We start from the raw sequence: 14,388 nt of genomic DNA, 5'->3' as shown, positions 1-14,388 counted from the left end.
GTTAAGCTTTTAATGCCTCCATTAATTTTTTATTTTCAACCTCGGTTCCAATAGTCAAACGCAAGGTGTTTTCACATAAAGGTTGTGTCGTTCTGTTACGAATTACAATTCCTTTCTTAATTAATTCATCGTATCTTTTATTAGCGTCATCCACTTTTATCAAGATGAAATTGGCTTCTGTTGGATAGACTTTTTCGACAAATTTTACGTCAACCAATACTTTAAGTAATTGTTCTCTTTGTTCAATAATCGATGCTATTTCAGCTTTTATTTTACTTGGATCACTCAATCTTTCCAAAGCTCTCAATTGCGTCAATTCGTTCACGTTGTAGGGAGGTTTTATTTTGTTTAAAACCGAAATCACCGCTACAGAACCATAACAAATTCCCAATCGAATTCCCGCCAAGCCATACGCTTTGGAAAGCGTTTGTGTGATAATCAAATTTGGATATTTGTTTATTTTAGCCAACCAACTTTCCTTTTCTGAAAAGTCGATATAGGCTTCGTCAATCACAACTAAACCTTTGAAATTCTCCAATAATTCAACCACGCTTTCATCCGAAAATGAATTCGCCGTTGGATTATTTGGTGAACATAGGAAGATAATTTTGGTGTTTTTGTCAACTGCTTCTAAAATCTTTTCGACTTGTGGCTGAAAATCTTCAGAAAGCAATACTTCTCGATTTTCAACAGCATTAATATTAGCCAAAACGCCATACATTCCGTAGGTTGGTGGTAATGAAATAATATTATCTACTTTTGGTTCACAAAAAGCCCTGAAAATTAAATCTAATACTTCGTCACTTCCGTTTCCTAATAAAATTTGATTGGTGTTTACGTTTTTTTCTTTCGCTAAAACCGCTTTCACACTGCTTTGTTGCGGATCAGGATACCGATTTACGCCATTTTGAAACGGATTTTCATTGGCATCCAAAAAAATCATATCTGCTGTGTCGAAATCCTCAAATTCGTCACGTGCCGAAGAATAAGGTTTCATCGACTTAACGTTTTCTCTAGTTAAATTATTTATATCGAAATTCATTTTTATTCAATTTTACTCCTACAAGGTTTTAGAAACCTTGTAGGTGTGATTATTATAAATACCTACAAGGTTTTAGAAACCTTGCAGGATTCCAAACGTAATGTTACTGCATTTTTATGCGCCTGCAATCCTTCGGCTTCTGCCATAATTTCTATTGCTTTACCAATGTTTTGAATACCACTTTCAGATATTTTTTGAAAAGTCATCGATTTGGTAAAACTATCCAGATTTACACCGCTGTAATTCTTTGCATATCCGTTAGTTGGCAAAGTATGATTCGTTCCTGAAGCATAATCTCCGGCACTTTCTGGCGTATAATTTCCAATAAAAACCGAACCTGCATTACCAATATTATTGACATAAAAATCTTCGTCTTTGGTACAAATAATAAAGTGTTCTGGTCCATATTCGTCAATTAATTCCAAAGCAGTTTCGTCATTTTCGACAAAAATCAATTTCGAATTGGCAATCGCTTTTTCGGCGATGGCTTTTCTTGGCAAAACATCTAATTGTTTTTGAACTTCCTCCTCTACTTTATCAATTAATTCCAATGAAGTCGAAACCAAAATCACCTGACTGTCTGTTCCGTGTTCTGCTTGCGACAACAAATCCGAAGCGATAAAAGCCGGAACAGCCGTATCATCAGCTACAATCAACAATTCCGATGGGCCAGCTGGCATATCGATAGCCACTCCAAATTGTGTCGCCAATTGTTTTGCCACCGTTACAAATTGGTTTCCTGGTCCAAAAATTTTATACACTTTTGGTATTGATTTGGTACCAAAAGTCATTCCTGCAATGGCTTGAATTCCGCCCACTTTCAAGATTTTGGTTACACCACATAAATCCGCAGCATATAAAATCGCAGGATTTATATTTCCTTTTTTATCGGGTGGTGAACACAACACAATTTCGTTGCAACCTGCAATAGTTGCAGGAACAGCCAACATCAAAACCGTTGAAAACAAAGGCGCGGTTCCTCCTGGAATGTACAAACCAATTTTTTGAATCGGACGTTTTTCTTGCCAACAATAGACGCCTTCGGTAGTTTCTACAACAACTTTATCCGTTTTTTGTGCCGAGTGAAATTTTTCTATATTCGATTTTGCTAGTTGAATTGCACTTTTCAATTCATCAGAAATGGTTGCAATTGCTTCTTCTATTTCGGATTTTGAAACTTGTATATTTTCGAATGTGGCACCGTCAAAAAAAGATGTATATTTGGCAACCGCATCATCGCCCTTCTTTTGAACTTCCTTAAAAATTTCTTTTACTGTGGCTTCAATATCATCAACAGTTTTAGTTGGTCTTTCTAAAATAGCCGACCATGTTTCGGGTTTTGGATTGAATATTTTGTTCATTTTTTTTAGCTTTTAGCTAATAGCTTTTGGCTTTTAGCTTGATTACAGGAATCTTTGCCAACAGCCAAAAGCTATTAGCCAAAGGATTTACAAAACCATTTTCTCGATTGGGCAAACTAGAATTCCCTCGGCTCCCGCTTCTTTGAGTTGGTCGATTACTTCCCAAAAAGTGTCTTTGTCAATTACCGAGTGAACGCTGCTCCATCCTTCCTGCGCCAAGGGCAAAACGGTTAAACTGCGCAATACGGGAAGAATTTGTCCAACTGCTTCGACTTTGTCGTTGGGAACGTTCATCAAAATGTATTTGGACTTTCTCGCTCTTAAAACCGATTCGATTCGGAATTTTAGCGTATCGATTATTTTTTGAGATTCTGGGCTTACTTTTGGAGAAACGGCTAAAACGGCTTCACTTTTGAAAATCACTTCTACTTCTTTCAAATTGTTTTTGAACAACGTGCTTCCGCTCGAAACAATATCCACAATAGCATCAGCAAGACCTATGTTTGGTGCAATTTCTACCGAACCTGATATTTGGTGAATGTCGACTGTTACGCCTTTGGAATTAAAAAAATCAAGTACCGTATTGGGATACGAAGTGGCAATTCGCATGCCTTCGAGATCATTTACCGATGTGTAATTAAATGCTTTTGGGACAGCCACGGATACTTTGCATTTAGAAAAACCTAATTTTTGAATGACTTCAATGTTTTTCCCTTTTTCGACTAATAAATTATCGCCAACGATGGCAATATCGACCACGCCATCAATCAAATATTGCGGAATATCAGAGTTTCGCAAATACAAAACTTCCAATGGAAAGTTAGACGCTTCGGCCTTTAATTGGTCAATTCCGTTATCGATAGAAATGCCTGCGTCTTTAAGGATTTGGATACTTTCTTCGTTTAAACGTCCTGATTTTTGAATGGCAATTTTTAATGTACTCATTTTTTTAGTTTTGTTTGTTGTTGTTTTTAGTTTTGGGTTTGAGTACAAATTTTAGGTATAAAAAAACCCGCTTGATGTACTCAAACGGGTTTTTGAAATATGATTATTTACATCCATACCATTAACACATCGCTTGAGAGCAATCTTGAAAATGATGGTGATGTGATTGAATTAATAACATAAGATATTTTTTGTTTTGGAAATCTATTTGATTTCTGATTGCAAATATAAAAGATAATAGGCTTACAAACCAATTTTTATTTTAACTTATTGTGATAAAATTGTTAAAATCATTGTAGACAAAAAAACCGTAAATACTACTAAATACTATTTACGGGTTTCTTCAATCTATAAAATTGATTACACTAAAACAGCTTCTAGTGATGGTCCAGCTGACACAAGTCTTTTTCCTTCCTCGGTATTGGTGTATTGTTGGAAGTTTTTGATGTATCGAGCAGATAAATCTTTGGCTTTGCGTTCCCATTCGGCACCGTCTTTATACGTGTCTCTAGGATCCAAAATTCCTTCACTCACTTTATCCAATTGGGTTGGAATTGTTAAATTCAAGAACGGAATTGTGGTGGTGGCAACCGTATCAATTTCACTGCTAATGATTGCATCAATGATTGCTCTTGTGTTTTTGAGCGAAATTCTTTTTCCAGTACCGTTCCATCCTGTGTTTACCAAGTAGGCTTTAGCGCCATGTTCTTTCATTTTTCCAATCAACGTTTTAGAATACATTGTTGGGTGCAAAGTCAAGAAAGCTTCGCCAAAAGCAGGAGAAAAGGAAGGTTCTGGTTCGGTTATTCCTCTTTCGGTTCCAGCTAATTTAGAAGTATATCCACAAAGAAAATGGTATTGCGCTTGGTCTTCGTCCAAAATAGATACGGGAGGCAAAACGCCAAAAGCATCGGCAGAAAGATAGATTATTTTACTAGCATGCCCCGCTTTTGATGGCAATACAATTTTGTTAATGTTATAAATTGGATACGAAACTCTTGAATTTTCGGTAATACTGTGGTCGTAATAATCAATTTCGCCATATTCGTCAACGATTACATTTTCGAGCAAAGCATCTCTTTTTATGGCTCTCCAAATGTCTGGTTCGTTTTCTTCGGTCAAATCAATCACTTTGGCATAACAGCCGCCTTCGTAATTGAACACGCCATTGTTATCCCATCCGTGCTCGTCATCTCCAATCAAATAGCGTTTTGGATCTGCAGAAAGTGTGGTTTTTCCTGTTCCTGAAAGTCCAAAAAACACGGCAACATCTCCTTTTTCGCCCACATTTGCGGAGCAGTGCATAGAAGCCATTCCTTTGAGTGGTAAGTAATAATTCATCATCGAGAACATTCCTTTTTTCATTTCGCCACCATACCAAGTCCCGCCTATAATTTGGACTTTCTCGGTAAGATTAAACAGGACAAAGTTTTCGGAATTTAGACCTTGTTCTTTCCAGTTTGGATTGGTGGTTTTGGAACCATTCATGACAATAAAATCAGGTTCGCCAAAATTTTCCAACTCATATATAGAAGGTCTAATAAACATATTGGTCACAAAATGGGCTTGCCAGGCCACTTCCATTACAAAACGAACTTTCAACCGCGTATCGGCATTGGTGCCACAAAAAGCATCTACAACATACAGTTTAGGAGAGGTAGAAAGTTGTCGCAATACCAATGCCTTTAAATCATTCCAAATCCCAATTGTCGTTGGAAAATTAACTTTATCATCCCAATAAATGGTATCTTTTGAAATATCGTCTTTTACAATGTATCGATCCTTTGGAGAACGTCCAGTAAAAACACCCGTTTTTACCGCTACAGCACCCGTATCAGTCAAAGCTCCTTTTTCGTATCCTTTGCGTTTATGAGATACTTCGGCTTGATACAATTCTTCATAAGTGGGATTGTAAGACACTTCGTGATAGCCTGTTATCCCTAGATTGTGTAATTCCTGAATAATTTTAATGTTTTTCATTATTTCTAGTTTTTATAAATTGATACTGTTAATTTCTATTCAAATGTAGGTTGGTTACTGCTAAAAAAAACTGATTTTTATCATGTTCCAAAAAAAATCACGCAAACGTTTTCGTGTTTGACAGGGGTTCCCGAGGTTTTCAAAAAAAAGATATTTAACTGCTCTTAATAAATTATACCAATACTGCTTATAAAATAGTCCAATCTACTCGTTCTTTTTATCCAATACTTCCTCAAAAAAAAATTCCGTAGCGAAGGCTAAGCAATAATTTTTTTCATTATCTTGAAAAAATAACTTCGCATCTTTGAACTAAGTAAGTCGAAAGTTTTAATGTCGTAAAGTCAAAAGAAGCAATATTGTGAATAATAGTTCAAAATCAATCTATTACTCCATTTTGTCAAATTTTTAAAACACGACATCACACGATGATTGTTACTTATTTTATAAACAGTATTGGTATTACATTTACATTACTGCGTAAAAGCTGATTTATATCATATAAAGGTAAAAATAATAACAAGTAATTTGTTGTATAATTAAACTCTAAAATTTTAATATTATGTTTGACTGGTTTAACACGTTGTTTTTTCCTGCTAGTGAACCTGACATTACTCAATCCTTGATAGTTTTGTTAATTGCCATTAGCGTTGGTTTTTTTGTGGGTCGAATCCGAATAGGAAATGTATCTCTTGGGGTTTCGGCGGTGATGTTTGTAGGTTTGTTTCTAGGTCATTATGGCTATCGAATGGACGAAAGTATATTGGTATTTGTTCGCGATTTTGGTCTCATTCTATTTGTGTATGGAATTGGAATTCAAGTGGGGCCTTCATTCTTTTCATCCTTCAAAAAAGACGGCTTACTGTTTAATCTCTTGGCCGTAGGAGCGGTGGTTTTAGGCGGATTGATAACGTATGGCATTCATATAATTACCAAAATTGATATCGAAAATGCCGTTGGGTTAATGTCCGGATCTGTTACCAATACGCCGGGTTTAGGTGCGGCAAAAGCAACGTTGCAAGAAATCCAAAATCAGTTTCCAACCAAAGTTTTTAGCGACCCCACTATTGCGTATGCCATCACGTATCCGCTGGGTGTTTTTGGAATTATTACCACAATAATTTTATCTAAATCAATATTCAAAATTGATTTAGCAAAAGAAAGTCTTTCACTCCAAAAAAAATCGCTTGACACTGAAAACAAAATCATTCACGAAAAATGCCGAATTACCAATCCCGAATTATTAGGAAAAAGTATTTACCAAATTTTTAAAGAGTTGGATAGTCATAACATCATTATTTCGAGACTTAAAAATAGTGGTTCCAAAGTGGTTTACTCTCCCTCATTGGACACCAAAATCCACGATAAAGATGTTGTTATGGTAGTTGGGAATCAAAAAGATGTAACTCGTTTTATAGCCGTTGTTGGAAAAATTTCAACCGATTTATTTATCGAATCCGAAAGTGATGTTGTGGCAAGATTTATTTTTGTAACCAATAAAAAAGCCACACACAAAACACTAGCCGAATTGGATTTGCACAACAAATTCGATTTAAAAGTGACTCGAGTCGTTCGTTCTGGACTAGAGCTATTGGCACAACCGTCATTAGAACTTTTTTATGGTGACAAATTATTGATTGTAGGCAATAAAGAAGCCATTTGCGAAATAGAAAAAATAATTGGCAACTCCGAAAAAAACTTATTAGAACCTGATTTTTTATCGCTCTTTGGTGGATTAATCATTGGAATAATCATTGGATCAATTCCTATTTTTATTCCCTCATTGCCCGTTCCTTTAAAATTAGGATTTGCAGCAGGGCCACTACTTACAGCATTATTTATTAGTAGGTATGGCGGTGTTGGAGCAATCCACTCCTATATCAATAATGGAGCAATTCACTTTATGAAAGACCTAGGAATTTGTTTGTTTTTTGCTGCTGTTGGTATTCATGCGGGAGCTGCATTTTATGATAATTTCATCAAATTCAATGGTTGGCTTTGGATTTATTACGGCTGTTACATTACCTTTATTCCGCTCATAATCATGGTATTATTGGGTCGTTTTGTCTTCAAACTTAACTTTTACCAATTGGTAGGAATTATGAGTGGTGCCTATACTGATCCAGCCGCATTGGCTTTTAGCACTAAATATTTAGATTCCGAAATTCCCAATCAATCCTATGCTACAGTGTATCCATTGGTCACCATTGCCCGTATATTTATAGCGCAATTGCTGATTTTATTGTTTGCGAGTTAAAGAGTTATTTTACTTTTTAATTGACACAAAAAATGCCTCTAAACTTGGAGGCATTTTTTATTAAACAATAATTTTTACTAATCTTTGTCTTCACTAGTAGTAGATTCAGTTCCTGCAGGAGCTGGAGCTGCGGTGGCATTGGGTCTAATTTCGGAATGGCGAATTTCTCCACCTGAAGTACCCACTTGTTGCGCTACAAAAACGGCGACACACGCAATTACAAGTACTAGATAGGAAACCAATTTGGCTTTAGCCTGTTTTTTATAATTCAAAAACAATCCTAGAATCGAAACCACTCCCAAAACATCTAACAGCAAGGCTAATTTTTCGGCAATTTCCTCATGTTCGTGAATGATTTGTTTGCCAATGCCAGGCATATCTGCAACGATTTCCTCGGCACCATCGCCCGTAGCCATACTTGCCAAACCAAAAAGAGCGGCAAGTATAAAAATGCCGTAAGCTGTATTTTTCAAGGTAGTATTACCCAAAATCAATCCTAGTAGTAGTATTCCGAATCCAAAAATGGTTCCAATAATTGGAAAATGGTTCACAATCAAGTGTAAATGTGCGTCGTTCATGGTTGTTTGTTTTAAAATTTATATGGTAGTATTTAATAATTCTAATGAAAAAATGTATCGAATCCAATGGCTACAAAATAAGCAGCGGCGGCGGCAAGAAGTCCTATTGAAGTTACTTTCAAAGCACCAAAAATAGGAGGTTGCCCTGTCATTTTACTTTTGAAATAACCAAAAGTAAACAAACAAAGCGTTGTGATTACTGCCGAAAGCACCAATCCTTCTTTTGGAGTATTCGTAAAAAAATAAGCGGTCAAAGGCAATAATCCGCCAATAAAATAGGATGAACCAATCGTTAATGCCGAATTTCTAGCTCTGGCAGCATGTGGTTCCTCTAAACCCAATTCGAATTTCATCATAAAATGAACCCATTTATCCTTGTCTTTTGCCAATTGGTTTGCCAAAAGTGTTTGCCCCGCTTCATCAATTCCATATTCGGCAAAAACTTCTCTCACTTCTTCCATTTCTTTTTCGGGGAGGTTTTCTACTTCTTCGTATTCGCGTTTGAGTTCGTTTTCGTAATGCTCTTGCTCGGTTTTTCCGGCTAGATACCCACCCAAACTCATAGCAATACTTCCCGCCACAATCTCGGCAACTCCTGCCGTGAGTACCATTTGATTAGTACTTCCTATCACCGCACTGATGCCGGCTGCAAGTGCAAAGGGTACTGTTAAGCCGTCACTCATTCCAATTACGATATCAGAGATGAAGGCGGAACTTTTTAAATGTGCTTCTTTATGATCCATTCTTTATAAATTATTTTTTTTTAATTGGCGATGTCAAATACACCTTTTGTCAAAATTACTGATTTCTTATTGATGCTTTTATTGGGTAACATCTCCACGAATTTTTCTGATTTTATCCCTAAAGATACGGCAACTTTTTTGAAAGTGAATCCATTTTTTGCGGTATCCAATACTAATACAAAACTTTTATTATTTTCTGTCAATACAGCTTCTGTTGGAACTGCCATTCCTTTTTTGGAATTTACAATAATACTGGCTTCAACAAACATTCCCGAGAGTAACCGTTGGGTTACATTGGCATCTAAATGTCCGTGCACATTGATTGTTCTATCATTTCCTTCGATGGTTTTTCCAACCAAATGCACTTCGGCATCAAATAATTCGCTTGAAGCTTCTGGGACTTTAAACTTGATTTTTTGTCCTTCTTTTATTTGCAAAATATCTTTCTCAAAAACAGATAATTCTACGTGTAAATCGGCATTATTTACAATTTCTAGCATGACATCGGTCGGCGAAATAAGCATTCCCACTTCGGCATTCATCACCGAAACCGAACCCGAAATGGGCGCATAAATGGTCACAACCGTTGTTAGTTTTCCTTTTTCGACTTGGGCGGGATTGATGTTTACTAGTTGCAATTTTGCACGCAAACTTTGATACATTCCTTTGGCACGGCGGTATTCGCTTTCGGCTTTTAGGTAGTTTTTTTGTGAAGTAATTTTCTCGTCATACAAGGTTTTTTGTCTTTCAAATTCTGATTTCAAAAAGGTAATTTGCTCTGCCACATCCAAATACTCTTTTTGAATATCCAGATAATCCGTACTTTCTAGTGTAAGCAATGCTTGTCCCTTGGTCACTTTATCGCCTATTAGCAAAGTTGTTTTTTTGACATATCCGCCTAAAAAAGCAGTTACTTTTGCTTTGTTCTCTGGCGGAACGTCAATTCGTCCAGACGCTTTTACAACTACATCAAAATCGTAATCAATAGGATTTCGCGTTTTCATTCCCAATGATTTGAATTGTGCGGTTGTGACTTTGATTATACTGGAATCATTGGTACTTATTTTGTCGGCTTTTACGTCTTTGCAAGCTAAAAATAAAGAAGCGAGAGCAAAGGTATAAATGATTTTTTTCATGTTTTGTAGTGTTAAAAATTAAGGTATTGAAGATCCAATTGGGTGGTATTGTATTGCAAAACAGCTTCCAAATACTCCACCTGAATGGTCGTTGCGTTCTCTAAACTTTGAATGTATTGAAAAAAATCAATCTCGCCTTGCTGGTAACTTCTACTCCCAACTTTAATGATTTCGGCAGCTACTTTTTTTCCAAATTCATTGTAGTACTTTATTGCTTCCTCGTATTTGGCTAATTCTGCGGTTTTTTGATTTCGGTATTGGGTTATTTTTTGTTCTTCTTGCGCTTTTTGTTGCTCCCAACTTTGTAATTCCAGTTGGGCAACTTTAGTTTTAGAAACCGTTCCCGAAAACAAAAGTGGTACTGCCAATCCTATCTGAAAACCATATAGCGATTGTGATAAACCGTTGTTTTTTCCTTGAAAATAATCCAAATTAATATCCGGCAACCATTGTTGTTTTTGCAAACTTAATTGACTTTTATAATTACTAGTAACACGCTCTAAATAGGCTTTATGAATTGCTAAACTTGTAGTATCCATTAAAGACACTAAAGGCGTAATTGTATTGGATTTAATGGTAAGTTCGTTATCGTTTTGTACCAATTGTTGGAGCATTTCGTACTGTTGCTTTTTATCGGTATCGATTTGCAAAAGCGTTGTTCTAATTTTTCTAAACTTGGCTTCGGCGGTGATTTTTTCTAAATAATTACTTTCGCCTAATTCAAATTTGCGAGCACTTGCTTTAGAAAAATTTTGATACAAACTGTCTAAATAATGGTATGTTTTTTCCTTGTTTTGCAAATAAACAATATGATAATACACGGATGAAACTCCAGAAGCCAACTTGTTTTTTTGCAATTCAAAGCTTCCTTTTTCTCGCTCAAAATCCGCTGTAAACACCTTTTTTTGTGCGGCATAAACAGTTGGGAACAAAAAGCGTTGTTGCACCCCAAATACCTTTAGCGGTTGATTATTTAGAGCCAAATTATTTTGATCGTAGCTGTAATACACATTGGTTTTGTCAAACGTATAAGCCGCTTTTATGGAGGCTTCAGCTTTATTAACCTGCAATTGAGCGACTTTTAATCCCTTATTATTAGTGGTCGCTTTTGCGATTAAATCGGATAATTCGGTATTGTTTTTTTGAGCAAAAGTGAGGCTCGAAAACAATAAAAGCAGCATCAAATAAGTACTTTTTTGATGGATCTTGAATTTTGGCTTTTTGAATGCTTTTTGGTCGAAAACTTTATATAAAATGGGCAAAACCAGCATGGTTAATAATGTTGCCGTAAACAATCCACCAATCACAACGGTTGCCAGCGGGCGTTGTACCTCTGCTCCCGCCGATGAAGAAATAGCCATGGGCAAAAATCCCAATGCTGCGGCGGCTGCCGTTAATAATACGGGTCGCAAACGATCCGTTGTTCCTTTCAAAATCAACTCGTCTATATTTTTCATTCCGTTGTGTTTTAATTCTTTGAAGTGTTCAATCAATACAATTCCGTTTAATACGGCAATGCCAAAAAGGGCAATAAATCCCACTCCAGCCGAAATGCTAAAGGGCAAATTGCGAATCCACAGGAATAAAACGCCACCAACCGCCGAAAGTGGAATTGCCGAATACACCATTAACGCTTCTTTTACAGTGCCAAAAGCAAAATACAACAGCACAAAAATCAAAAATAAAGCAATAGGAACTGCAATAGCCAAACGGGCTTTGGCACTTTGAAGATTCTCAAATTGACCACCATATTTCACATAATACCCCGCTGGCAACTTGATTTTGGTATCCACAATTTTTTGAATATCCAAAACAACACTTTGTAAATCCCGGTTCCTAACGTTGATTCCTACTACAATCCTCCTATTGGTATTGTCCCGTGAAATCTTGGCTGGGCCTTGTGCATATTCAATTTTTGCGAGTTCGCTCAACGGAATTTGTTGTCCCGTAGGTGTGGCTACATACAGGTTTTTTAAATCATCAATATCCTTCCTATTGGTGGTGTCTAATCGAATGACCATGTCGAAACGTTTTTCGCCCTCAAATACATTTCCAACCGTTTTTCCTGCAAAACCTAGGGCTATTGTTTCGTTCAAATCAGTAATATTCAAACCATATCGGGCAATTTTAGACCGATCGTACACCACGGCCATTTGTGGCAATCCTTCGGTTTTTTCGATAATTATATCCGATGCACCCGCCACATTTTGAATTGCCATTTTGATTTCTTTGGCTTTTTTGGCCAAAACTTCTAAATCCTCCCCAAAAACTTTTACCGCCACATCCGATCGTGTTCCTGATATTAATTCGTTGAAACGCATTTCTATGGGTTGTGTAAATTCAATATCCATATTGGGAATTTGGGCTTCGATTGCTGCTTTTATTTTATCCGCCAATGCATCTTTTGAAGTAGCCGAAACCCATTCCTCCTTTGGCTTTAGCTTCACAATAATATCACTTTCCTCCATTGACATAGGATCTGTTGGGACTTCGGCAGCTCCTATCCTACTGACAACTTGATCTACTTCGGGGAAATTTTTCAGGATTATTTTCTCGATTTTGGTCGTTGTAGCAATCGTTTTGGTCAATGAAGTTCCCGTTTTTAGCACGGGTTGAATAACAAAATCTCCTTCGTCGAGCGTTGGGATAAATTCGCCGCCCATGGTCGAAAATACCACCATTGCGAGTACTAATAATCCAGCGGCTCCGTATAAAACGCTTTTGGTATTGCGTAACGCCCAAGTAATTACGGGCAAATAAAGCGCATTTAATTTTTGAAGTAATCGGCTAGAAATCGAATTGGGATTTTCTTCTTTAGGTTTCAAAAACAAAGAGGAAACCACCGGAACATAGGTAAAACAGAAAATCATAGCACCCACCAAAGCAAAACTAAAAGTCATTGCCATGGGTTTAAACATTTTGCCTTCAATGCCTGACAACGACAAAATGGGGATGAAAACAATCAAGATAATCAATTGCCCAAAAACTGCCGAATTCATCATTTTTGAAGCACTTTTAAAAGTGATTTGGTCGATTTCTTGCTGCCTATTTTCTTTAGAAAGAGAAGCTAAATGAACGGATTTATGTGCAATTTGAAACGCTATAAACTCCACTATAATAACGGCTCCATCAATGATAATTCCAAAATCTATGGCTCCTAAACTCATTAAATTAGCGTCAATGCCAAAAATGTTCATCAACGAAATAGCAAACAGCAAACACAACGGAATAATCGATGCGACAACCAATCCAGAACGCCAATTGCCTAGCAACAAAAGCACTACAAAAATTACTATTAAACACCCCAAAATAAGATTTTCGGCAACGGTAAAAGTGGTTTTACCTACTAATTCGCTTCGTTCCAGAAATCCGTTGATGTAGACGCCTTCGGGGAGTGTTTTTTGAATTTCGGCTACTCTATTTTTGACATCCGTAATCACTTGTTTGGAGTTACCCCCTTTGAGCATCATGACTTGTCCCAATACCTTTTCGCCTTCGCCATTGCCTGTAATGGCTCCAAACCTGTTGGCATTTCCAAACCGAACTTCGGCTACATTTTTGACATAAATAGGCAAACCATTCGTATTTTTGACCACACAATTTTCGATATCTTGAAGTGATTTTACTTTGCCTTCGGCTCGAATAAAATAACTTTGATTAGTCTTTTCGATATATGCACCGCCAGCAATACTGTTGTTTTTTTCTAAAGCCGTATAGACCTCGCTCATCGTGATATTCATGGCTTTCAAGCGTGAGGGAATAATGGCAATTTCATATTGTTTCAAGTAACCGCCCCAAGTATTAATTTCAACCACGCCTTTGATACCGCTCAATTGTCGCTTGATGACCCAATCCTGAATGGTTCGTAAATCCGTAACCGAATAATTATTTTTAAATGCCGGTTTTACCTCTAATGTGTATTGATAAATCTCGCCTAATCCTGTGGTAATGGGCCCCATTTCGGGCGTGCCAAAACCTTGAGGGATTTTTTCGGAGGCGGCTTTTATTTTTTCGGCAATTAATTGTCGGGGCAAATAAGTACCTAAATCATCCTCAAAAACAATGGTTACAACAGACAAACCAAACTTTGAAATCGACCGAATCTCTTTGACACCGGGTAAGTTTGCCATTTCAATTTCAACAGGATAGGTAATAAACTGTTCGATATCCTGCGTGGCAAGATTGCGAGAAGTGGTAATCACTTGAACCTGATTGTTGGTCACATCAGGAACGGCTCCAATAGAAATTTGGGTTATCGAAAAGATACCAAAACCAAAAACGATACCCGTAAAAAGCAATACCATGAGTTTGTTTTTTAGACTAAAAGCTATAATTTTTTCTAACATTTT

At 36.8% G+C, this 14,388-nt stretch carries 9 protein-coding genes; 1 reads left to right on the top strand and 8 read right to left on the bottom strand.

Features of this window, described 5'->3' with window-relative positions; translation table 11 throughout:
* Nucleotide 1: 1 nt before the first annotated feature.
* From hisC to pckA, 4 genes are all read right to left on the bottom strand, one after another.
* A complete protein-coding gene (gene hisC, locus FNW21_RS00690) occupies nt 2-1,042 on the bottom strand; it encodes a histidinol-phosphate transaminase (protein WP_144254804.1) in 1,041 nt (346 codons plus the stop codon).
* A gap of 62 nt (nt 1,043-1,104) precedes the next feature.
* Nucleotides 1,105-2,403, bottom strand: a complete 1,299-nt coding sequence (hisD, locus tag FNW21_RS00685) for a histidinol dehydrogenase (protein ID WP_144254803.1) — start codon at nt 2,401-2,403, stop codon at nt 1,105-1,107.
* Between the two features lie 87 nt (nt 2,404-2,490).
* A complete protein-coding gene (gene hisG / locus FNW21_RS00680) occupies nt 2,491-3,348 on the bottom strand; it encodes an ATP phosphoribosyltransferase (protein ID WP_144254802.1) in 858 nt (285 codons plus the stop codon).
* A gap of 360 nt (nt 3,349-3,708) precedes the next feature.
* Complete coding sequence (gene pckA, locus FNW21_RS00675) at nt 3,709-5,328, bottom strand: phosphoenolpyruvate carboxykinase (ATP) (RefSeq protein WP_144254801.1); 1,620 nt, start codon at nt 5,326-5,328, stop codon at nt 3,709-3,711.
* 559 nt (nt 5,329-5,887) lie between these two features.
* Between pckA and FNW21_RS00670 the strand changes: the two genes are divergently transcribed.
* Nucleotides 5,888-7,582, top strand: a complete 1,695-nt coding sequence (locus FNW21_RS00670) for a putative transporter (protein WP_144254800.1) — start codon at nt 5,888-5,890, stop codon at nt 7,580-7,582.
* Between the two features lie 77 nt (nt 7,583-7,659).
* On the opposite strand, the gene FNW21_RS00665 is transcribed toward FNW21_RS00670, so the two are convergent.
* The 4 genes from FNW21_RS00665 to FNW21_RS00650 are packed head-to-tail and all read right to left on the bottom strand — an operon-like array spanning nt 7,660 to nt 14,385.
* Nucleotides 7,660-8,160 (bottom strand): hypothetical protein, encoded by a 501-nt coding sequence (locus FNW21_RS00665; RefSeq protein WP_144254799.1) that lies wholly within the window; start codon nt 8,158-8,160, stop codon nt 7,660-7,662.
* Between the two features lie 41 nt (nt 8,161-8,201).
* The gene (locus FNW21_RS00660; protein ID WP_144254798.1) at nt 8,202-8,903 is read right to left on the bottom strand and encodes a VIT1/CCC1 transporter family protein; all 702 of its coding nucleotides are present in this window, start codon (nt 8,901-8,903) and stop codon (nt 8,202-8,204) included.
* Nucleotides 8,904-8,923: 20 nt separating this feature from the next.
* Nucleotides 8,924-10,039 (bottom strand): efflux RND transporter periplasmic adaptor subunit, encoded by a 1,116-nt coding sequence (locus FNW21_RS00655; protein WP_144254797.1) that lies wholly within the window; start codon nt 10,037-10,039, stop codon nt 8,924-8,926.
* Between the two features lie 11 nt (nt 10,040-10,050).
* Entirely contained in the window at nt 10,051-14,385 is a 4,335-nt protein-coding gene (locus FNW21_RS00650) for a CusA/CzcA family heavy metal efflux RND transporter (protein ID WP_144254796.1), read from the bottom strand.
* Between the last annotated feature and the right edge of the window lie 3 nt (nt 14,386-14,388).

Source organism: Flavobacterium restrictum, assembly GCF_007097245.1.
Classification (GTDB): Bacteria; Bacteroidota; Bacteroidia; order Flavobacteriales; family Flavobacteriaceae; genus Flavobacterium; species Flavobacterium restrictum.
This window is presented reverse-complemented; position numbering and strand designations above follow the sequence as displayed.